The following is a 21,824-nucleotide window of genomic DNA, read 5'->3' on the forward strand; positions in this document are numbered from 1 at the left end:
TCGGGTCAGGCGCTGGCGCCCTGTTTCTTGGTTTCGGCGAGGGCGGCCAGGCAGCGTTCCTCGGCGGTGTCCAGCTCCAGCTGCATCTGCTGGATGTCGAGCAGCTGCTGTTCCAGCTGCGCGCGGCGGGCGGCGATCTTCTCCATGAAGGTCTCCAGCTGCTTGCGGTTGCCGCTGCTCGGGTCGTAGAGGTCGATCAGCTCCTTGCACTCGGCGAGGGAGAAGCCGATGCGCTTGCCGCGCAGGATCAGCTTCAGCGCCACCAGGTCCTTGGGGCTGTAGATGCGCTCCTGGCCCCGGCGTTCGGGGAAGAGCATCTCCTGCTCCTCGTAGAAGCGGATGGCGCGGGTGGTCACATCCAGTTCGCGGGCGAGGTCGGAAATGCTGTAGGTCTTGGACATGGAAACGGGCTCGGCTGTGTTTACCTTTACGTTAACGTAAACCTGTGCGAACCTGCCTGTCAACGCTCGTCACGGTCGTTCCGCTGGCCCCTTCTGGCGCGAAGATTGCTCGCCATGCCCACGGACGACACGACTCTTTACGGCGCCGGAAGGCGGGTGTAGACATTCTGGGCGACCCTGCCGCCGGGCTCCCATACAGGTGCCGGGCGAGGAGGGCGCTGGAGTACGGATGACATGCCAATAACAAGAAACGACGATGTCCTGCGGCAATCCCGGCTCGCCCGCCTGCGCCTGCAGAGCGAGGGCGAGCTGCCCGGCGGCGTGCTGCGCGAGGAGATCGACGCCTCCTGGCGGCGCAGCCTCGGCCACGGGCTCGACTGCCTCGAAGGCGACGGCGCGGGCATCGAGCAGATGCGTGACCTCGACCTCCTGCTGGCGGGCAACCGCCTGCTGATCGACGCCGCCACCCCCGAACTCGAATACCTGGTGCGCCAGCAGGGGCAGGGCGGCCTGGTGATACTCGGTGACGCCCAGGCCAACGTCCTGGCCATCGAAGGGCAGACCGATGCCCTTCAGCTCGCCGGCCTGCGCGACCTGCGCCCGGGCAGTTGCTGGAGCGAATCGCTGCGCGGCACCAACGCCCTGGGCACCGCCGTGGTCGAGGGCCGGCCGACCCTGATCAACAGCGGCGAGCACTACCTGGACCGCCTCAGCCGCTTCGCCTGCACCTCGGTGCCGCTGAAAGACCCCCATGGTCGCGTGGTCGGCGTCATCGACCTGACCCGCGAAGGCCACCTCGCCGAGCCCCGCGACAGCTTCGCCACGCTGCTGCTGGCGGCCGGCAATATCGAGAGCCGCCTGTTCGGCCTGACCTATCCGCAGCAGCTGGTGCTGGCCTTCCATTCACGCCCGCAGTACCTCGGCTCCGCCTGGCACGGCCTGCTGGCCCTGAGCCTGGACGGCGAGTTGCTGGCCGCCAACGACCAGGCCTGCAACCTGCTGCGGGTGGAGCGCCAGGCGCTGCTGGGGCACCGCTGCGAGGAGCTGCTCGGCGCCCGCGCCTCGGGCTTCCTCGCACGCCTGCTGCAAGGCGGGGTGAGCAGCGTGCAGACCCCGCGCGGCGAGTTCTTCTTCCGTGCCCTGCACCTGCCCCGGCACATCGGTGTCGCCCCGGTGGCACCGGCCAGGCAGACCGCCGCGCCCGCGCCGGAGCTGGAAGCCCTGGCCGGCGGCAATGCGCGCCTGGCCCGCGCCTTGCGCATGGCCCGCCAGGGGCTGGCCGGCGAGCTGCCGGTGCTGCTGCTGGGCGAAACCGGCACCGGCAAGGAAGTGGTCGCCCGCGCCTTGCACCAGGCCAGTGCGCGCGCGGGCAAGCCTTTCGTCGCGGTGAACTGCGCGGCGATCCCCGAAGGGCTGATCGAATCCGAACTCTTCGGCTACCGCGAGGGCGCCTTCACCGGCTCGCGCAAGGGCGGCATGGTCGGCCGGGTGATGCAGGCCCAGGGCGGCACGCTGTTCCTCGACGAGATCGGCGACATGCCCCTGGCCCTGCAGGCGCGCCTGCTGCGTGTCTTGCAGGAACGCCGCGTCGCACCGCTCGGCGCGGGCGAGGAGCAGGAGCTGGACATCGCCGTGATCTGCGCCACCCACCGCGACCTGCAGCGCCTGGTGCAGGGCGGGCAGTTCCGCGAAGACCTCTACTACCGCGTCAATGGCGTGAGCCTGCGCCTGCCGTCGCTGCGTGAGCGCGATGACCTGGCCACCCTCATCGCCGAGGTGCTGGCGCGCCTCGGCGAACCCGGCATGAGCCTGGACAAGGACCTGGCCGAACTGCTCGGCGGCTACGACTGGCCGGGCAACATCCGCCAACTGGAAATGGTGCTGCGCTCGGCCCTGGCCATGCGCGAGCCCGGCGAACGGACGCTGGGCCTGGACCACCTCACCGACAGCCTGCTGGACGAGCTGACCAGCAGCCGTCGCCAGCCCGGCAGCATCCGCGAGAACGAGCTGGAGCTGATCCGCAGCGCCCTGGAGCGCCACCAGGGCAATGTTTCCGCCGCCGCCGACGCCCTGGGCATCAGCCGCGCGACGCTGTATCGCAAGCTGAAGCAGCTCAGGGGATGAGTTCCATGCAGGAGCATATTGTTCTTGTAGGGGCGAATTCATTCGCCAAGGGCAACGTAGTTGCCCCGTTGGCAGCCCTCCGGCCTGCTGGGCGAATGAATTCGCCCCTACAGTGTTTCTGTGCCTCATGACCCGCCTCCTGCTCAAACTCGTCGACGCCAGCGACCCCGACCTGCTGCGCCGTGCCCTGGCCTGGCTCTACGGCTTCGTCCGCCCCCACGGGCGGGCCATCGCCGCGCTGCTTGGGCTGTCCCTCTGCGCCAGCCTCCTGGTGCTGGCGCAGCCCTGGCTGACCAAGACGCTGATCGACGACGGCCTGCTGGCCCGGGACTTCGGCACCCTGGTGCAGGTGGCCCTGGCGATGATCCTGGTCGGGCTGCTCGGCACGGCGCTGTCGGGCATCAACCGCTACCTGCACACACGGCTCTCGGGGCGCATTCTCTTCGCCCTGCGTGACGACCTCTACCGTCACCTGCAGCGCCTGTCGCCGGCCTTCTTCGGGCGCAAGCGCCTGGGCGACATCCTTTCCCGGCTGGATGGCGACGTGGCGGAAATCCAGCGCTTCGCCGTGGACTCGCTGTTCTCCGCCGTCTCCAGCGTCATCGGCCTGGTCGGCGCGGTGGCGCTGATGCTGATGCTGTCCTGGCAGCTGTCGCTGCTGCTGGCGCTGCTGATCCCCATCGAGGTGCTCTGGCTGCGCTGGATGCGGCGCAAGGTGGAGCGCGAGGTGCGCAGCCTGCGCGAGCGTTCGGCGGATGTGTCGTCCTTCCTGGTGGAAACCCTGCCGGCGATGAAATTCATCCAGGCCGCCGGTGCCCAGCAGCGCGAAGCGCGGCGCCTGGAAGGCTTGGGGCAGGGCTACATGCGCCAACTGCTGCGGGTGCAGGTCACCGAGTTCTTCACCCACGCGGTGCCCGGCACGCTCACCTCGCTGTCGCGCGCCTGCGCCTTCCTCATCGGCGGCTACTGGGTGATCCAGGGCACCTGGCAGCTGGGCGCGCTGATCGCCTTCTCCACCTACCTGGGCATGGCCGTGGGGCCGGTGCAGAGCCTGCTGGGGCTCTATGTCGCGCTGCAGCGGATGACCGTCAGCCTCGGCCGGGTGATGGAGCTGCAGCAGGAGCCGGTCACGGTGCGCCAGAGCGATGCGCCGCAACCGATGCCGGAAGGCCGTGGCGCGCTGCGCCTGGAGGGCGTGCACTTCGCCCACGAACAGCGTGCCGGCGTGCTGCTCGATGGCGTGGACGCGAGCATTCCCGCCGGCCTCAAGGTCGCCATCAGCGGGGCGTCGGGCGTCGGCAAGTCCACCCTGATCGACCTGCTGCAACGCTTCTACGACCCGGACCGGGGCCGCATCCTGCTGGACGGCGCCGACCTGCGCGAACTGGACCTGCTGGCCCTGCGCCGGTGCATCGCCGTGGTCAGCCAGGACATCGTGCTGTTCCGCGGCACCCTGGCGGAGAACCTCGCCTACGCCGCCCCCGATGCCAGCCGCGAGGCCATCGAACAGGTGGCGCGGCTGGCCCGCCTCGATGGCCTGATCGCGTCCCTGCCCCTGGGGCTGGACAACCCCCTGGGCGAGCGTGGCCAGCAGCTTTCCGGTGGGCAGAAGCAGCGCATCGCCATCGCCCGCGCGCTGTTGCAGGACCCGCTGATCCTGGTGCTGGACGAGGCCACCTCGGCGGTGGACGAAGCCACCGAGCGCGACGTGATCGCCGCCATCGACCAGCTCTTCGCCGGGCGTACGCGCATCCTCATCAGCCACCGCGCCTCGACCCTGGCCGAAGCCGATCTCGCGTTCCGCATGGAGCAGGGCCGCCTGCAGCGCCTGGAGCCGGTGAGCCATGGGCACTGAGCTGGCCATCGGCATCATCGACAGCGGCTTCGCCCCCGAGCAGGCCGCGCGGGTGACGCTGGCCCGACGCTTCTGGCTGGAGGGCGGCGAGCTGCAGGAAGGCGAGGCGCAGCCCGATGCCCTCGGCCACGGCCCCCTGGTGCTGGATGCCATCTGCCCGCCCAGCGCGCCGGCGCGCATCTGCATGGCGCAGGTCTTCGGCGAGCGTTGGCAGACCAGCCCGTTGCAGGTCGCCGCCGCCCTGTACTGGCTGGCGGAGCAGGGCGTGGCGTTGATCAACATGAGCCTCGGCCTGCGCAATGACCGCCCCGTGCTGCGCGAAGCCTGCGCGCTGGTGCAGAGCGCCGGTGTGCTGCTCTGCGCTTCCAGCCCCGCCCAGGGCGCGGCGGTGTACCCGGCCGGCTACCCGGGGGTGATCCGCATCACCGGTGATGCCCGTTGCGCGCCGGGGCAGTGGTCCTGGCTGGGCAGCCCCCAGGCCGATTTCGGCGCCCATGTCAGTGCCGCCAATGGCGTGGCCGGAGCCAGCATGGCCTGCGCTGCACTCTGCGGAATCATCGCGGCCTACCTGCGCGAGCACCCCGGTGCCGGCCGCGAGGCGGTGCTGCGCTGGCTGCACGAAGGCGCGGCCTTCACCGGGCCGGAGCGCCGCCATGGCTGAGGTCGTCGTGCTCGGCGCTGGCCCGGCGGGCGCTGCGGTCGCCCTGGGGCTGAAACGGCTGGGCTACCCGGTGCGCGTGGTCAGCGAGTGGCGGCGTTTCGCGGCCCTGGAGGGCGTCTCGCAACGGGTGCTCGAAGGCCTGCGTCATGCCGGTCTCACCCGTGCACGGGCCTGTGCCGATGCGCCGTCCGCTCGGCGGGTTGCCTGGGGCGCCGACAGCCAATCGATCAACCGCGAATGCCTGCTGGATCGCCCGCGCTTCGATGCGGCGCTGCGCGAGGACCTGGCCGCTGTCGGCATCGCGGTGCAGGAAGCGCGGGTGCTGCGGGTCGAGGCGCTGGAGCGGGGGCACCTCGTGCATCTCGACGGCGGCGAGCCGCTGCGTGCGGATTTCCTGGTGGAAGCCCGAGGTCGCCAGGCACCGCTGGCGGGGGGGCGCCTGCGTGGGCCGGAAACCCTCAGCCTGCTCAATACCTGGCGCGAAGCACCGGGCCAGCCGGGCTCGGCGCTGGAAAGCCTGGCCGACGGCTGGGCCTGGATGGCACGGCGGGAGGACGGGCGCTGCTACTGGCAGATCACCCTCGACGCCCGCGACCTGCCGCCCAAGGAGCAACTGCCGGCCTGGTGCGCGCAGCGCCGCAGTGAGTCCGCCCTGGTGCGCGAACTGTTCGGCGAGGTCGCGTTGCAGCCGGCCGACCTGCATGCCCGCAGCAGCACCGCGATTCTCTTCAACGAGGCCAGCGGCGTGGACTGGCTGCGCGTGGGCGATGCCGCCATGGCAGTGGACCCGCTTTCGGGCAATGGCATCTTCCAGTCCCTGTCCTCCGCGCTGCAGGCGCCGGCGGTGATCAACACCCTGCTGCAACGGCCCGAGCGCGCCGGCTTGGCGCAGCGCTTCCACCAGCGGCGGGTGGAGCAATCGTTCCTGCGCTTCGCCCGCACCGGTCGTGATTTCTACGCCCTGGAGCGGCGCTGGGCGGAGCAGCCGTTCTGGCGTGAACGCAGTGCCTGGCCGGATGCCGAGCCGCTGCACGTGCCAGCCCATGTGGGCCAGCTGCGGGTCGAGCGTGGGCCCGTCATCCAGGGCGATTTGATCGAGGAGCGCGAAGTGGTCGTCACCGCCGACCAGCCCCTGGGCATCTGGCACCTGGATGGCATCGCACTCGCGCCCATCGTCCGGGCGCTGCATGGCGGCCGGGTCTCCGAGGCCCTGGCGGAGCAGGCACCCGAGGCGCGGCGCAAGCTCCAGGGCTGGCTCCTGGCCCAGGGTTATCGGCCCTGATTCGTCCGTTTCCTGCCCTGTTCGGAATGAGCGGAGGCTAGAATGCGACGCTGATTCAGCCTGGCCATTGAAGGGACCTCCATGCATTTCGACCTGATCCAGACCCTCAGCCTCGCGGGCAAGAACTCGGTTCCGAACGACGACCGCATCGGCAGCGCCGAGCAGCATGCCTGGGTCATCGACGGCGCCACCGACCTCGGCGAACCGGGGCTCATGGGCGAGCGCGGTGGCGCGGCCTGGCTGGCCGGCTCGGCGCATCGCGCATTCGCCGGTGCCTCGGGCCCGCTGGCGGAACTGTGCAACGGGGTGTTCGACCGCGTCGCCGCGGACTATGCGCGTGACCGCCAGCGCGAGCCGGTCGCCCACTGGGAGTTGCCCCGCGCCTCGCTCGCTGCCGTGGCCATCGAGGGCGAAAGCCTCGCCTGCGGCCATCTCGGCGACTGCGTCGTCATCCACCGCAGCGCCAGCGGCGTCGCCTTCCTCACCCCCGAGCCGAACCGCGACACCGAACAGGCCGAAGCCGCGGCCCTGGGCCCGGGCACCGGTGCCGACAACGTGCGCAGCGCCCATGTGCTGGCCGACCGCCGCGCCGCCCGCGAACGCCCGAAGGCGGTGCTGAGCGTCGACGCCGAGCAGGCGAAGGCGGGCATGCACTACGCCCGCGCGCCGCTGGCCAGGGGGGACGACCTGCTGCTGATGACCGATGGCTTCGCCGCGCTGTTCGACACCTACCGCCACTACGACGCCGCCACCCTGGTGGCCCGCGTGCTCGAGAGCGGCCTGCTGCCGCTGGCCGCCGAGCTGCGCCGCATCGAGCTCGAAGATGCCGCCTGCCTGCGCTACCCGCGCTTCAAGGCCAGCGACGATGCCTCGGTGATCTGGTTGCGGGTGGGGTAGGGCCGAAGGGCCCGCGTAGGGGGCGGGTGAAGCCCGCGATGTTCCCGTGCTCAGGGCGTCGGGGTGCAGCCGACCTACGGGGCTTGGCTGCGCCGCACCACCGGCACCCACACCTCCACGAACCCCGTCCCCTCCATCGGCTCGAAATCGGCGCTGTATCGCTCGAACTCCGGGGCGTCGGCGAAGGCGTACCCGGACTCCGGCAGCCACTTGTTGAAGATCGTGAGGAAGGTCTGGTGGATCGTCGAGATGTGGCCCAGGTGGCGGAACACGGCGTAGTCCTGCCGAGGCACCTTGAAGTGGCGCAGGGCGGGCGGTAGCCCTTCGACACGGGGCACTTCGACGCCGGCGATGTATTCGAAGCTGCCGTCCTCGCCGGGGTTGCAGCACAGGCCGTAGGTGACGTAGCTGGTTTGCCCGGGGATGTTGCCCAGGTAGGGAATGAAGGCCTGCCAGAGGCCGACGATGCCTTCGTTCTTATCGAAGGTAAAACGCTCGCCCAGGCCGGCGATCACGAACTCGGGGCGGGTTTCGAAACGGGGTTCGGACAGTTCCACGAAGCTCATTTCTTTCATGCGCAAAGGCTCCACCAGTGACAGGTTCCCGCACCCCTGTTCGCGAACCTGCCGGGGCGTTACGCCGAACAGGTCGCTGAAGGCACGTGTGAAGGCTTCATGGGAGCCGTAGCCGGCATCCAGCGCGATATCGAGGATGTCGCGCTTTCTCTCGCCCAATGCCAGCGCCGCCTGGCTCAACCGGCGCGCGCGGATGTAGCGCATCACCGACCAGCCCGTCGCTATCGAGAAGAACCGCGACAGGGCGAAAGGCGACAGGCCGAACTGGCGCGCGACATGCCCGAGATCCAGCTCGGAGCCCAACTCCGTTTCGAGGAACCACAGGACTTTCTCGATGCTTGGCATGGGTGCTCCTTGAAGACGGGGCGACGTTAGCAGGGGAGCAAAGGGGGGATTTGATCGTTCTTGCGGGCCTTGCCGGGACGTTGCAGAACCCGCTGGGGACAAGGCGGCTTCGGGCATTCCCTGCGCTGGGTTGTTGGCCCGGGAGGGGCATTGTGACGGGCGCACCTGGGGATGGAAACGGCCGGAGCGGGTTCCGCCGTGTTGATCTCATCGGTTGCTTTGAGCCGCTCGTAGTCTCAGGATCTGTGCCCTTCAGGAATAAGGGCAAGGAGGCGGTGCATGTACAAGTTGGGCCATCTGGTGAACGGTGAGTGGGTGCAGTATCACCACCCAGCGCTTTTTTCGCTTCCCGATGAGGAGTCACACCAGCGGATATCGGCCGGTGTTCCCGGCTCTGATCCGGAGGTGTTCCTGCGGCTCGCCCGTTGTCTGGAGGAGCCGCTGTTGCTGCTTCATATCCTGCACACGACTCGCGGGGAGGCTGAGCCGGCGCGCTTTCAGAGCCCGGAGCTGTCTTTCCAGGAGATCGAGGCGTTCATCAGCGCATTCAGGCCGTTCCTGGCGAATGACAGTCGCTTCGATCTGTGGGTCCATTCACCGTCGCAGCAGGCCACGCTGGCCTGGGATCGCCATGACATGCTCTATGCCTACGGGCCTCTCGATGACTACGAGGGGGCGCTCAGGGAGCTTGGTTTCAGTGAGGGTGAGCCACAGGTCCCCGTGCCTCACGCGCACAACTACCACGCTGAGCTCGATGCTATGTCCCGTGAGGTGATCGAGTGGTGCGACTGGTGGGCGTCACCGCTGCGGCCCGAGGATGAGCAGTAGCGGCGCTGGCAATCAGTCGTCCAGCTCGCAGGTCGCGGTGCCTTTGACCCCTGTCGCGTGCACGCTCACATGCCGTACGGCAAAGCCGGGCCGTTCGATCTTCATTTCCTTCGACCAGACATCACCGCTGGCGACCTGATAGCTGATGGAACCGTCTGTGTGCCACGTCAGGCGCAGCGTATAGGCGCCCTCGTGGTCGGCGGTGCTGAGGACCTTGCTATGGATGACAGGCTGTGCGGCGTTGAAGGTGCGCACGAAGAAATGGCGTTGCCCTTCATCCGCAGGCCAGCTGTCGAGAAACAGGGTGTTGTCTTCCACTTCATCTTCCGCAGCCGCGAGGATCACGCCGGGGCTCCACTTCTCGCCGGAGCGGTGTTCGTCGATTTTCACGTCGCACGACAAGCGGCCCTCTTTCCCCACGTCCTGTTGGAAGTAGGTGCCGTAGTTTCCATACGGGACATCGAACTCCATCGCGTGCTCCGACGCACCGCAGGCCAGCGACAGGCACAGGCCTGCCAGTCCGGTCAGGTGGGCAGCTTTCATCATGTCTTCACTCCTTGAAATAGCGAACTCGGGGCGCGCAAGGCTACGTGTGTCGTCTGCCTCGCACAATGGCGCCGACCTCAAGGCGCGGATAGGCCTGCACGAGGGTCATATCGAGTCGACTTCGCTTGCGCCCTTCGACGGCGCCACCTGCCTGCTCACCCTGCATCTCCTGCCGGAGGAAGGGCGGGGAGCTGCTGCTGCACCAGGCCGGTTTCGAGGGCGTCGAGCTGTTCTACGCCGGCTTCACCTTCAGGGGCTGGGTGGGGTATCGGCCGGGTTGGAAGGCCGATCCGGCGAGCACCGGAGTGGTGTCGCTGGCAGCCGAAAAAAGCCCGCTCTAAGGAGCGGGCTCGTTGCATGGCCGAAGGCGCCGACTCAGCCGATCAGGGTGTAGCCGAAGGGGTTGTGGCGCAGGTCGCCGAGCTTGTAGCCGAAGTCGGGGCGCTTCTTGTAGGGCGTGAGCGGCTCGCTGGCTTCCTCCAGGCCGAAGGTCGCCAGGAAGGCCTTCTCGAAGCGCGCGACCGAGTCGATCTGCTCCTGCTCCGATGGCTCCGCGTCCTCGCCGAAGGCGATCACGAAGTCCGGCAGCCCCAGGTTCTGCATGCCGCAGGTGTAGAGCTTGTCGTCGTCGCTGATGGGCTTGCGCACGAACATCTTGTACAGGGCCAGCAGCATGGACTTCTGGTCGCGCTGCTCCACCGCGTCGGTCATCTGGGTGATCAGCTCGCGCCAGCGCACGAGGCCATGGGCGAGGCCCGCCGTCTCGATCTTGGCGGCGGTGATCATGCCCTTGTCGATCAGGTTGCCCAGGCAGCGGGCCGTCACCATCGAGACCGAGATGCGCGTCCGCTCGGAGAAGATGTTGCGCACGATGAAGTAGGCGGAGGCGGTGTGGTTCTCGATGTTCTCCCAGTCCTGGTCGGTCATCGAGGGCTCGGTGCGGTCCATGCAGGCCGAGTAGGAGCGGGGCATGCGGTCGTCGTTCACCAGTTCGCTGAACTCCGGGTCCAGGCGATAGGTGTCGACGAAGGCTGCGGCGGCCATTTCCTCGAACTCCGACTTCAGCGCATCGAAGGACTCCATGTTGCCCAGCACGTTGAGAATCATCGCCGGCGGCAGGCTGGCCTTGATGTTGGTCAGCTGCTCGTCCTTGGCGGCGATGTAGGCCTCCAGCGCCTCGAAGTGCTTCACGGCGCTTTCCTGGATCGCCGCGCTCTGCTCGGCGATGGGGAAGGTATCGAGCGTGTCCTCGCCCTCTGCATCCACCTCGACGGGCTGGTAGCGCACCTCGTACTCGCGGGTCTCGTGGTCCACCAGCTTGAAGATGTAGTGGCGGTGGTCGCTGTGCCCGTTCCTGGCGGCCGGGCTGTCGAAATTCTCCACCGCGACGCGGATGCGGTGCTGGTCGAACACGACGAACGCCTCCGTCTCCTCGCCATCGTCAAGTTCGAGGGTCACCCACTCGTCGTTGTCATTGCCTTCGATGTAGGCGTGGAAGTGCTCTTCCACGTACTCCGAGTTCAGCAGGGCCTGGATGCGGTCGTAATCGATTGCGGCGAGAGCGGGGCTCGGGGCGTTGGCCATGGTGCGTCCTGTCGGGCTGGTTCAGCGGCTGCCGATGGCAGCGGATGGGTGGGGGATGGGGTTGTACTTGAGGCCGCGATTATCGGGGGAGCTGGGGAGGGAATTCTGTGAGAGAGGCCTGAATCCGTGGAGGAGGGGTGGCCGGTGGTCGGCGCGTCGGCAAAGTTACCCAGCCACTCAATATGCATTGCCGGACCATTTCTCCAGTACGGCCTGCACCTCCTCATCGTTGGCGAAGTCGCCGGCATCAGCCTCCTTCAAGGCGCGCTCTGTTTCCGCCAGTTGCCAGACTTCACGGTGCAGGTATTGCCACAGCGCTTCCTCCGCCAGGGAGTCTTCACTGCGGCCAGTGGCCTTGGCCAGGCTGGCCAGGTACTGGGCGACCTTCTCGGAAATAGTGAGCGAAACGAGTGACATGGCGACCTCCATGTACGGTCGGGCTGTATCGCCTGGAGCAACACGGTTGCTCCAGGCGAATCCTCAGGTAGATGGGACGGGGCCCCGGCTATTTACCCGGCAACTGCGCCAACTCCGCCAGTTTGCAGAAGTCTTCATAGTTGTTGCGCGACAGATGAACCATCGCGTCCATCAAGGCGCCTTCCCGGTACCGGCTGAGGTAGGAGTAGTCGGCACCGTCGCGCAAGGCTGCGAAATCCAGGAGCAATTCCGCCATCACCTGGGTGGTGTGCAGTCGCGTGTCGAGGTGGTCGACCAACTGCTGGATGCGTTGCTCCTTGTAATCGATCAGAGGGGCGCTGTTCATGCAGAGGCCTCCTTTGTGGATACGTGGAGGGGGTGAGCAAGAGGGACATAAGCTTCGTGCATGGTGGTTCTCCGTTATGGGGTCAGGAGCTGGCACCAATTCGCTGTCAATCGAAGGGTGGCAGACCGCGCGGGGTTGACAGACCGGCTAACGGGAACCGGCAGACCGCGAAGGTCTCCCCGCGCGATCTGCCATAGAGCAGAGCAGCTATGAAAGCTGCATGCGTACCGATGCCTGCAAAAAACATTCGCTGTTTCTCGCATGCACCTCGTGGCGCATTCGCGCCCGTTAGTTTCGGGCTGTCAAACCCGGCCACGGGATTGACCGTGGCCGGGGCAGGATAGGGAGGAGGGGGCGGGAGGGCAAGGGGTAACTCTGATATCAGCTTAAGAGCGCTGCAAAGATTTGGAACTTGATACTCGAAGCACGAAAGTGCGTATGTTCTCTGGGATTAACTGGGATGCAGAGTGTTTCTGTTGTTTCGGGATCTTGAGTTTTTATCGGGGTACTTTGTATGAGCCGTAAGGGCCGTTTACGGTATGAAAATTACCTGAGGGGCTCTTTGATAAGAATAAGACGTATGTTTCGCCTGCTTCGCAGCAGTCTCCGTTCTCCTCATAGAGCCCACTGTTGAATGCGACATGAATGGTCCCCGTGATCTCTCCCTTCAGTATCGTTTTTGGCGTCACTTCCGCTACGTCATAGAGCTGGATGTCAGTACCTTCTTTTATCCTGGATACCTTCCCGATGATGACAAGCTCTGCTGCTGCGACTCTTTGTTCCAGCGGCAGTTCGGTGATTTGCGAGGCCGAGGGGGAGTTGGCAGTTAAAGCCAGAATGATAGCGAGTGTTATGCGTTTCATTTTCCGGTTTTGAGTTGTTCATGTGTGTACTTTCAATCGAATGCTGCTTCTGGTTTGTTCCATGCGCAGGTACGACTGAGCAAAATTACTATGCGCCAATACCAGGACGACCGGGCGGCGTATCAATTTAGTCGCAAGAAACGGTAAGTCGCTGATCCACTGTCGAACTTGAGGCAGGCGCTCACCGCAAGCTCCTGCCTCTTCCCCCTCACACCCTGATCAACACCGATTTCACCTCCGTGTAGTGCTCGATCGCAGCCGCGCCCATCTCGCGGCCGACCCCCGACATCTTGTAGCCCCCGAACGGCAGCGCCGGGTCGAGGGCGCTGTGGCAGTTGACCCAGACGGAGCCGGACTTGATGCGCGGGATCATGCGGTGCACGGCGGAAAGGTCGTTGGACCAGATGCTCGCGCCCAGGCCGTAGGGGTTGTCGTTGGCCAGGCGCACGGCTTCGTCGAGGTCGTCGAAGGGCATGGCGACGAGTACGGGGCCGAAGATTTCTTCCTGCACCAGCCGGTGCTTCTGGTCGACGTCGACGAGGACGGTGGGTTTGACGAAGTAGCCCGGGCCGAAGCCTTCGCCGCCGCAGGCGACGGTGGCGCCCAGTTCGCGGCCGAGGTCGATGTAGCCGGTGACGCGGTCCTGTTGCTTGGCGGAGATCAGCGGGCCCATCTGCACGTTGGGGTCCAGGCCGTTGCCGAGCTTCATGGCGTTGGCGATGCCGGCGATGTCGGCGACCACGTTGTCGAAGTGCTTGCGGTGCACGTAGAGGCGCGAGCCGGCGCAGCACACCTGCCCCTGGTTGAAGAAGATGGCCGTGGCGGCGCCGGCGGCGGCCTCCTGCAGGTTGGCGTCGGGCAGGACGAGGGTGGGGGATTTGCCGCCCAGCTCCAGGGTCACGCGGGTCATGTTGTCCATGGCCGCCTTGCCGATCTGCTTGCCCACCTCGGTTGAGCCGGTGAAGGTCAGCTTGTCCACGCCCGGGTGGCGGGTGAGGGCGACGCCGGCGTTGAGGCCGGTGCCGGTCACCACGTTGAACACCCCCGCCGGGTAGCCCGCCTCCAGCACCAGCTCGGCCAGCTTGAGGGCGGTTAGCGGGGTTTCGTCGGCGGGCTTGAGCACCAGGGTGCAGCCGGTGGCCAGTGCCGGGCCGAGCTTCCAGCAGGCCAGCAGCAGGGGGAAGTTCCAGGCGACGATGGCGCCCACCACGCCCACCGCCTCGCGCCGGATGAAGCCGTGGAAGCGGTCGTCGGGCATCAGCGGCAGCGACGGGTCGACCGTGGTGCCTTCGATCTTTGTGGCCCAGCCGGCCATGTAGCGCAGGAAGTCGATGCCCAGTTGCACGTCCATCACCTGGGCGACGGCGGCGCTCTTGCCGTTGTTCAGGCATTCCAGCTCGGCCAGTTGCTGGGCGTCGCGCTCCATCAGGTCGGCCAGGCGCCACAGCAGGTTCTGCCGCTCGCGCGGGCGCATGCGGCTCCAGGGCGAGTCGTCGAAGGCCTGGCGCGCGGCACGTACGGCGCGGTCGACATCCTCGGCGGCGGCGGAGGGCACGCTACCCAGCACATCGCCCGTGGCGGGGTTGCGGAAGTCCAGGGTGGCGCCGCTGGCGGCGTCCTGCCAGCCATCGCCGATCAGCATCTTCAGCGGGCGGTCGAGGAAGTCTCGGGTCTGGGGCAGTACGGGCAGTTCGGAATGCATGGGCAGGGCCTCTGTCGATGGGCATTGCAACGGCTCGCGCAACGCCCGTGCCAAGGCCCCTGAATGCAGTCAAGTAATTGAATGGAAAGGGATTTATCGATAACGGCCCGCACCGCCGCCGTCCTCCACTGTTGCAGTTTGAGACGGGGTGAGACAGCCGCTGGACAGTGCCGCCGCCCGGCCCCCTCGGCCCGGTGGGTGCCGCTGTCTCAGCCTGTGACGAGCTGTCGCGAAATTAGACGCCCGGCCCCGTTACCGAAGGCCCCGGCGCACCCCCGGAGATGGCTTAAGTCGTTGTTCTTAAAGGCCCTGCCAGGCGATGGCACACATTGTGTATTTGCCGTTGCAGACGCACCGCTGGCGAGACGGGTGCGAACCATAAGAACAAAACCGTGGAGGTCCGACCTTGAAGACGATTCGACTCCGGTGGCGTGCGGGCAGCCTGTTTTTGGCTGCGGCAGCCTTGCTGTGCACCCAGGCCCAGGCGGCGGAGGAGGGCCCGGCGCTGCTCAAGAGCAAGTGCATGGGTTGCCACATTCCCGAGGGCGGCGACCGCTACAGCCGCATCAGTCACCAGCGCAAGACGCCCGAAGGCTGGCTGATGAGCATCGCGCGCATGCAGGTGATGCACGGCCTCTCCATCAGCGATGACGACCGCCGCACCCTGGTCAAGTACCTGGCCGACCAGCAAGGCCTGGCTCCCAGCGAGACCGAGGGCGTGCGCTACGCCATGGAGCGTCGCCTCAACACGGTGGAGCAGTTCGACGAGCAGCTGACCCAGATGTGCGGTCGCTGCCACTCCGGCGCACGGGTAGCCTTGCAGCGCCGCCCGGCCAGGGAGTGGGAGCACCTGGTCAACTTCCACCTCGGCCAGTGGCCGTCGCTGGAGTACCAGGCCCAGTCCCGCGACCGCGACTGGCTGGATATCGCCCTCAAGCAGATGGTGCCGGAGCTGGCCAAGCGCTTCCCGCTGGAGGACCAGGCCTGGGCCGATTGGCAGAAGGCGCGACCCGGGGCGGATGCGCTGCCGGGGCAATGGAGCTTCAGCGGCCACATGCTCGCCAAGGGCGATGTGCGCGGCGTGATGACGGTGACGGCCGATGCCGGCGACAGCTTCACGCTGCAGGTGAACGGCACCTACGCCGATGGCACGCCCTTCACGGGCAGCGGCTCGGCCATCCTCTACAACGGCTATGAATGGCGCGGCAACGTGAAGGTCGGCGACACCACCATGCGCCAGGTCTTCGCGGCGCTGGATGGCGAGATGAAGGGGCGCATGTTCGAGGCCGAGCACGACGAGCGCGGCCTCGACTTCAGCGCCGCCAAGGTAGGTGGCGCCAAGCTGCTGGCCGTGCAGCCGGCCTCTATCAGGGCCGGTAGCGAAGCGGAGCTGACCCTGGTGGGCAGCGGCCTGAAAGGCACTCCGCAGCTGGGGGCCGGCCTGCAGGTGGTCAAGGTGCTGGAGGCGACGTCGGAGCAGGTGCGCGTGCGGGTCAGGGCCGCCGCCGATGCTGCGCCGGGTGTGCGTGACGTGGCGCTGGGCGAGCTCAGGGGCGTGTCCCTGGCGGTCTACAGCAAGGTTACCGAGGTGAAGGTGGTGCCCGCGTTCTCCATCGCCCGGGTGGGCGAGAACGGTGGCTCCACGCCCAAGGTGCAGGGCCGTTTCGAGGCCGAGGCCTGGGGCCGGGATGCAGCCGGCCAGCCGTACCGCATCGGCTACCTGCCGGCCAACTGGTCGGTCGCGCCCTTCGACGCACGCGCCGAGGAGGACCAGGACGTGAAATTCGCCGGGCAGATGCAGAAGGACGGCGTGTTCATCCCCGGTGCCGCCGGCCCCAACCCCGAGCGCCGGATGATGACCAACAACGCCGGCAACCTGAAGGTGATCGCCGAGCTGGAGGAGGGCGGCCAGAAGGGCGAAGGCCACCTGATCGTCACCGTGCAGCGCTGGAACAACCCGCCGCTGCCATGAACCGGCCGCGAACCGCATCGACGATTGGGCAAATTCCCCGGAGGTCGCCATGGGCGCAATCTTGAATCTGGTCGAGCGCAACCTGCATGAAGTGCAGGTGGACGCGGACCGCATGCTGTTCCACATCCCCAGCAGTTCGTTGTTCGCCACGGACGCCGTCACCGGCGGCATCATCGACACGCTGCGTCAGCAGGGCTGCTCGCCCGAAGACCTGGTGCAGCGCCTGGCCGGGCGCTTCCCCGGCCAGGAGGTGAGCGAGACCCTGCGCGAGCTGATCGCGCTGGAACTGGTGAGCGACGGCTCGCCACTGACGCCGGAGATCGGCATCAGGCGGGTCGAGCGCACGGCGCTGAACACCGTGGTGCTGAACGTCAACACCGGCTGCAACCTCAGCTGCACCTATTGCTACAAGGAGGACCTCGACAAGCCCTCGGCCGGCCGCAAGATGGCCGTCGAGACCGCCGAAGCCTCGGTGGAGATGCTGCTGCGCGAGTCCCCCGACGAGCCCCGCTACAGCGTGGTGTTCTTCGGCGGCGAACCGCTCTCCAACCGCGCGCTGATCGAGCACATGGTGGGCTACTGCGAGCGGCGTTTCGCACAGGCCGGCAAGCCGGTGGAATTCATCATGACCACCAACGCCACGCTGCTCACCGAGGAAATCGTCGACTGGCTCGACGCCCATCGCTTCGGCCTCTCCATCAGCATCGACGGGCCGAAGACGGTGCACGACCGCAACCGCATCACCGTGGGCGGGCAGGGCACCTACGACGTGGTGCGGCGCAAGGCCGACATGCTGCTGTCGCGCTACCGCAGCCGCCCGGTGGGCGCGCGGGTGACCCTGACCCGTGGCATCACCGATGTCGAAACCATCTGGAACCACCTGTTCAACGAGATGGGTTTCGCCGAGGTGGGTTTCGCCCCGGTCACCTCGGGCGATCTCAGCGACTACAACCTCACGGGCGAGGAACTGGTGCAGGTCTTCGCCAACATGAAGGCCCTCGGCCGACGCTACCTGGAGGCGGCGCTGGAGCACCGCAACATCGGCTTCTCCAACCTGCACCAGCTGATCACCGATATCCACGAGGGGCAGAAGAAGGCGCTGCCCTGCGGCGCCGGCCTGAAGATGCTGGCCGTGGACCACGCTGGCGGGCTCAACCTCTGCCACCGCTTCACCGGCTCCAGCCTGCCCACTTTCGGCGACGTGCACAGCGGAGTGAAACAGGCCGAGCTCAACGACTTCCTCTCCCAGCGCCTGGACCGCCAGGGCACCGGCTGCGACACCTGCCGCATCCGCAACCTCTGCTCCGGCGGCTGCTACCACGAGAGCTACGCCCGCTACGGCGACCCCACCCACCCGACCTACCACTACTGCGACCTGATGCGTGACTGGGTGGACTTCGGCATCGAGGTCTACAGCCGGATCATGGCCGCCAACCCGGCCTTCATCAGCCGCTACATCACCCCGCGGAAGGCGCACTGACATGAAGCATCTCAAGCCGCTGAACAACAAAGCCCAGTTGCTGGACCAGGCCGTGGCCGAGGACCGCATCGAAGACGTGGTGGCCATGAGCGCCGTGGCCGGCTGCACCTCCACCACCGACCCGGGCTGGGAAGTGGACGCCTTCGGGGGCGTCTCCTCGCTCTGCCAGCCCATGGAGGCGGACCTCTACGGCTGCTCCGACCCCTGCTGGTGGCCGGCCCAGGTGCCGGACATGATGAGCACCTACCAGGACTGGAACGCCAACGCTGCGGATTCCTCGCAGGACTGGCGCAACCTCGGCACCGTCTTCCCCAAAGACAAGTGACCGGCGAGAAGAACAGAAGAGGAATCCGCATGAAACTCAACGTCATCGCCCACCTGGCGACCGCCGTCGCCAGCCTCGCCCTGGGCACCGGCGCCTGGGCCGCCGACAGCGCCGGCCCGGCCCTCAAGCCCGGCAGTGAATACCTGATCGCCACCAACTACCCGAACAACCTCCATGTGGTCGACCTGGCCAGCGACAGCCTCTACAAGACCTGCCGCCTGCCCGACGCCTTCGGCCCCGGCACCGCGATGATGGCGCCGGACAACAAGACCGCCTACCTGCTCAACAACCACTTCGGCGACCTCTACGGCGTCGACCTGGACGACTGCAAGACGGTGTTCCACGCCAGGCTCTCGCGCAACCCGGGGGAGAAGGTGCGCTCGATGTTCTCCTTCGCCTTGAGCCCGGACGGCAAGGAGCTGTACACCACGGTCAACCCGACCCAGGTGATGAGCGACCACTACGTGGTCAAGCCGCCGCGCCTGGAGGTGTTCCGCACCGCCGACAGCCTCGACGCCAAGCCCGTGCGCAGCTTCCCCATGCCGCGCCAGGTGTACCTGATGCGCGCCGCCGACGACGGCAGCCTGTTCGTGGCGGGGCCGGACATCTACAAGATGGACGTGCACACCGGCCGGTACGAGGTGGCGGTGCCCGGACGCAACTGGCAGCGCCCCGACTACAGCGCGCCGGACGTGCTGTACTTCTGGCCGCACCAGAGCGCGCTGCACGACTTCTCCATGCTCTACACCACGGCGAAGTTCAAGGACGCGAAGCAGGACCTGGCCACCGCCGACTTCATCTACGGCTTCGTCAGCATCGACCTGAAGACCGGCAAGAGCACGGTGCAGGACTTCGCCCCGCTCACCGAGCTGTACTTCACCGGCATGCGCTCGCCCAAGGACCCGAACCTGATGTTCGGCGTGCTCAACCGCCTGGCCAAGTACGACATCAGGCAGCAGAAGCTGATCAAGGCCGCCAACCTCGAACACACCTACTACTGCGCGGCCTTCAACAAGGCCGGCAGCAAGCTGTACCTCGCCGGTACCTTCAACGACATCGCGGTGTTCGACCCGGACAGCCTGGAGAAGGTGAAGAACATCAAGCTGCCCGGCGGGGACATGGCCATTACCACGACGCAGGTGTTCGTCCGCTAGGCTCTGTACGAAAAGTGCCTACGCTCGGTGATGCTTCGTTAAAAGCGGGTTCGGAATGCTCATTTACAGCTCGTAAACTCCGCTTCCTCACCCGTTTTTGCCTCGCCTGACCGTCGCTCGACGACTTTTGGTACAGACCCTAGGGTGAGAGGGCAGGGCGTTGCGGCCGACATGGCGCAACGCCTCTACGACCAACGGAGACCCCTCCAGGCCTGGCTTAACGTTTACGTAAAGGTTAAATAGGACCGGCTCACCCGCGTTGCCTGCCTGGCAGCGGCAGTCGGTTCAGCGTCGATCCCAACAAGCACAAGAAGGGACCACCATGAATCACCCCAGCTACACAAGTGGGCGTCAGGACAAGCCATTGCTGGCCATGACCCTGGGCGCCGCCTTCGACGCCACCGTGGCGCGTTTCCCCGAGCGCGAAGCGCTGGTGGTGCGCCACCAGGGCCTGCGCCTGACCTGGGCGCAACTGGCGGCGGAAGTGGAGCGCCATGCCCGCGCGCTCATGGCCATCGGCCTGGAGGCGGGCGACCGCCTCGGCATCTGGGCGCCCAACTGCGCCGAATGGACCATCACCCAGTTCGCCAGCGCCAAGGTCGGCGCCATCCTGGTCAACATCAACCCGGCCTACCGCAGCAGCGAGCTGGAATACGCCCTCAAGCAATCCGGCTGCCGCTGGGTGATCTGCGCCGACGCCTTCAAGACCTCCGACTACCACGCCATGCTGCTGGAACTGGCCCCGGCCCTGGCCGACGGCGAGCCGGGCACGCTCGCCAGCGAGAAGCTGCCGGAGCTGCGCGGCGTGGTCAGCCTGGCCGCCGAGCCACCGGCCGGCTTCCTCCCCTGGGCCGCCCTGCAGGCGCGGGCCGGGGAGGTGAGCGCCGCAGCGCTGGCCGAGCGCGAGGGCCAGTTGCAGTTCGACGACCCGATCAACATCCAGTACACCTCCGGCACCACCGGCTTCCCCAAGGGCGCCACCCTCAGCCACTACAACATCCTCAACAACGGCTACATGGTCGGCGAGAGCCTGGGCCTCACCGAGCACGACCGCCTGGTGATCCCGGTGCCGCTCTACCACTGCTTCGGCATGGTCATGGGCAACCTCGGCTGCCTGACCCACGGCAGCACGATGATCTACCCGGGCGATGCCTTCGACCCCCTGGCCACCCTGGCCGCCGTGGCGGAGGAAAAGGCCACCGCGCTGTACGGCGTGCCCACCATGTTCATCGCCGAGTTGGACCACCCCCGGCGCCGCGACTTCGACCTCTCCAGCCTGCGCACCGGGATCATGGCCGGCGCCACCTGCCCCATCGAAGTGATGCGCCGGGTGATCGACGAGATGCACATGGCCGAGGTGCAGATCGCCTACGGCATGACCGAGACCAGCCCGGTGTCCCTGCAGACCGGCCCCGATGACGGCCTGGAACTGCGCGTCACCACCGTCGGCCGTACCCAGCCGCACCTGGAAAGCAAGATCGTCGACGCCGACGGCCGCATCGTCCCGCGTGGGCAGATCGGCGAGCTGTGCACCCGTGGCTACAGCGTCATGCTCGGCTACTGGAACAACCCGCTGGCGACGACGGACGCCATCGACCCCGGCCGCTGGATGCACACCGGCGACCTGGCGGCCATGGACGAGGAGGGCTATGTGCGCATCGTCGGGCGCAGCAAGGACATGATCATCCGCGGTGGCGAGAACATCTATCCGCGCGAGCTGGAGGAATTCTTCTTCACCCACCCGGCGGTGGCCGACGTGCAGGTGATCGGCATCCCCTGCAACCGCTACGGCGAGGAGCTGGTGGCCTGGGTCCAGCTGCACCCCGGCCACACGGCCACGGCGGAAGAACTGCGCGACTGGGCCCGCTCACGCATCGCCCACTTCAAGGTGCCGCGGCACTTCCGCTTCGTCAGCGAATTCCCCATGACCGTGACCGGCAAGATCCAGAAATTCCGCATGCGCGAAATCAGCATCGAGGAGATCGGCCCGTAGGGGCGAATTCATTGGCGCTGTCTGCGTTAGGTGTTGCTAGGGGATTTGGGACCCGGTTGATTGCCGAGTCTTGCTGATGGTTTCTGTTTCGCCTTGCCGGGCGAGTTTCTTTTGGCAGTCGTCGGGGTGCCGAACCACCCAAAAGAAACCAAAAGGGCTTGCCCCTGCATACGGGTCTGGCTTCGCCAGACTCCCCTCGCTCCATCATCGTTTCAGGGGCACGCCGCGAAGGGCCATCCCTGGCCCATCGCGGCTCTCGCGACATCCATGTCGCTCAACCCCTGAAACGACGATTGCGCTCGGCCTCCTGAAGGGGCGTTTGGCGGCTGCTCCAACATCGATGCTCAATACTTCACATTGATGTGCGCATCACCACCGGGTGGATGCCGTGGCTGGCGGCTTTCGTAGGATGGTGTAGAGCGAAGCGAAACCCATGCGGTGGGCGCACCAGGCATCCGGAAAGGCCCTGAAGGC

General features: G+C 66.8%; 19 protein-coding genes. 11 read left to right on the plus strand and 8 right to left on the minus strand.

Annotation, left to right across the window (positions count from 1 at the left end; genetic code table 11):
* Window positions 1–5: 5 nt before the first annotated feature.
* Window positions 6–401: a MerR family transcriptional regulator gene (locus tag HSX14_RS12180; RefSeq protein WP_021218137.1), complete on the minus strand. Its 396-nt coding sequence runs from the start codon at window positions 399–401 to the stop codon at window positions 6–8.
* 234 nt (window positions 402–635) lie between these two features.
* Here HSX14_RS12180 and HSX14_RS12185 point away from each other — a divergent pair, with 234 nt between their 5' ends.
* The 5 genes from HSX14_RS12185 (at window position 636) to HSX14_RS12205 (ending at window position 7,220) form a co-directional block, all read left to right on the plus strand.
* Window positions 636–2,525, plus strand: coding sequence for a sigma-54-dependent Fis family transcriptional regulator (locus tag HSX14_RS12185; protein ID WP_173180049.1), 1,890 nt, complete (start codon window positions 636–638; stop codon window positions 2,523–2,525).
* 127 nt (window positions 2,526–2,652) lie between these two features.
* Window positions 2,653–4,380 (plus strand): ABC transporter ATP-binding protein, encoded by a 1,728-nt coding sequence (locus tag HSX14_RS12190; protein WP_173180047.1) that lies wholly within the window; start codon window positions 2,653–2,655, stop codon window positions 4,378–4,380.
* Window positions 4,370–5,041: a subtilisin-like serine protease QhpE gene (gene qhpE / locus HSX14_RS12195; RefSeq protein ID WP_173180045.1), complete on the plus strand. Its 672-nt coding sequence runs from the start codon at window positions 4,370–4,372 to the stop codon at window positions 5,039–5,041. The genes HSX14_RS12190 and qhpE overlap by 11 nt, the downstream gene beginning before the upstream one ends.
* Window positions 5,034–6,323 (plus strand): flavin-dependent monooxygenase QhpG, encoded by a 1,290-nt coding sequence (gene qhpG / locus HSX14_RS12200; RefSeq protein ID WP_173180043.1) that lies wholly within the window; start codon window positions 5,034–5,036, stop codon window positions 6,321–6,323. Before qhpE ends, qhpG begins: the two co-directional genes overlap by 8 nt.
* An 81-nt stretch (window positions 6,324–6,404) precedes the next feature.
* Window positions 6,405–7,220 (plus strand): protein phosphatase 2C domain-containing protein, encoded by an 816-nt coding sequence (locus HSX14_RS12205; RefSeq protein WP_173180041.1) that lies wholly within the window; start codon window positions 6,405–6,407, stop codon window positions 7,218–7,220.
* Window positions 7,221–7,294: 74 nt separating this feature from the next.
* Here HSX14_RS12205 and HSX14_RS12210 read toward each other — a convergent pair whose 3' ends face one another.
* Entirely contained in the window at window positions 7,295–8,140 is an 846-nt protein-coding gene (locus HSX14_RS12210; protein ID WP_173180039.1) for an AraC family transcriptional regulator, read from the minus strand.
* Between the two features lie 279 nt (window positions 8,141–8,419).
* On the opposite strand from HSX14_RS12210, the gene HSX14_RS12215 reads away from it, so the two are divergent.
* The gene (locus HSX14_RS12215; protein ID WP_228723579.1) at window positions 8,420–8,968 is read left to right on the plus strand and encodes a hypothetical protein; all 549 of its coding nucleotides are present in this window, start codon (window positions 8,420–8,422) and stop codon (window positions 8,966–8,968) included.
* A 12-nt stretch (window positions 8,969–8,980) separates the two neighbouring features.
* Here the strand turns inward: HSX14_RS12215 and HSX14_RS12220 are convergent, their stop codons facing one another.
* The 6 genes from HSX14_RS12220 to HSX14_RS12245 all read right to left on the minus strand — a co-directional run bounded on the left by HSX14_RS12220 (window position 8,981) and on the right by HSX14_RS12245 (window position 14,426).
* A complete protein-coding gene (locus HSX14_RS12220) occupies window positions 8,981–9,514 on the minus strand; it encodes a hypothetical protein (protein WP_228723580.1) in 534 nt (177 codons plus the stop codon).
* A gap of 375 nt (window positions 9,515–9,889) precedes the next feature.
* Window positions 9,890–11,098 (minus strand): hypothetical protein, encoded by a 1,209-nt coding sequence (locus HSX14_RS12225; RefSeq protein WP_173180037.1) that lies wholly within the window; start codon window positions 11,096–11,098, stop codon window positions 9,890–9,892.
* A 177-nt stretch (window positions 11,099–11,275) separates the two neighbouring features.
* Window positions 11,276–11,515: a CopG family ribbon-helix-helix protein gene (locus tag HSX14_RS12230; protein WP_173180035.1), complete on the minus strand. Its 240-nt coding sequence runs from the start codon at window positions 11,513–11,515 to the stop codon at window positions 11,276–11,278.
* 88 nt (window positions 11,516–11,603) lie between these two features.
* Window positions 11,604–11,861, minus strand: coding sequence for a hypothetical protein (locus tag HSX14_RS12235; protein ID WP_173180033.1), 258 nt, complete (start codon window positions 11,859–11,861; stop codon window positions 11,604–11,606).
* A gap of 497 nt (window positions 11,862–12,358) precedes the next feature.
* Window positions 12,359–12,724 carry a hypothetical protein gene (locus tag HSX14_RS12240; RefSeq protein ID WP_173180031.1) on the minus strand — a complete coding sequence of 122 codons (366 nt, stop codon included), beginning with the start codon at window positions 12,722–12,724 and terminating at the stop codon, window positions 12,359–12,361.
* 208 nt (window positions 12,725–12,932) lie between these two features.
* On the minus strand, window positions 12,933–14,426 hold the full coding sequence (locus HSX14_RS12245) for an aldehyde dehydrogenase family protein (protein ID WP_173180029.1): 1,494 nt from the start codon (window positions 14,424–14,426) through the stop codon (window positions 12,933–12,935).
* A 406-nt stretch (window positions 14,427–14,832) separates the two neighbouring features.
* On the opposite strand from HSX14_RS12245, the gene peaA reads away from it, so the two are divergent.
* From peaA to HSX14_RS12270, 5 genes are all read left to right on the plus strand, one after another.
* Entirely contained in the window at window positions 14,833–16,398 is a 1,566-nt protein-coding gene (gene peaA / locus HSX14_RS12250; RefSeq protein WP_173180027.1) for a quinohemoprotein amine dehydrogenase subunit alpha, read from the plus strand.
* A 49-nt stretch (window positions 16,399–16,447) separates the two neighbouring features.
* On the plus strand, window positions 16,448–17,878 hold the full coding sequence (gene peaB / locus HSX14_RS12255) for a quinohemoprotein amine dehydrogenase maturation protein (protein WP_173180025.1): 1,431 nt from the start codon (window positions 16,448–16,450) through the stop codon (window positions 17,876–17,878).
* Window position 17,879: 1 nt separating this feature from the next.
* Window positions 17,880–18,203, plus strand: a complete 324-nt coding sequence (gene qhpC / locus HSX14_RS12260; RefSeq protein WP_173180023.1) for a quinohemoprotein amine dehydrogenase subunit gamma — start codon at window positions 17,880–17,882, stop codon at window positions 18,201–18,203.
* A gap of 29 nt (window positions 18,204–18,232) precedes the next feature.
* Window positions 18,233–19,357 carry a quinohemoprotein amine dehydrogenase subunit beta gene (peaD, locus tag HSX14_RS12265; protein ID WP_173180021.1) on the plus strand — a complete coding sequence of 375 codons (1,125 nt, stop codon included), beginning with the start codon at window positions 18,233–18,235 and terminating at the stop codon, window positions 19,355–19,357.
* Window positions 19,358–19,679: 322 nt separating this feature from the next.
* Window positions 19,680–21,350: an AMP-binding protein gene (locus HSX14_RS12270; protein WP_173180019.1), complete on the plus strand. Its 1,671-nt coding sequence runs from the start codon at window positions 19,680–19,682 to the stop codon at window positions 21,348–21,350.
* Window positions 21,351–21,824: the final 474 nt, after the last annotated feature.

Source organism: Pseudomonas tohonis, assembly GCF_012767755.2.
Classification (GTDB): Bacteria; Pseudomonadota; Gammaproteobacteria; order Pseudomonadales; family Pseudomonadaceae; genus Metapseudomonas; species Metapseudomonas tohonis.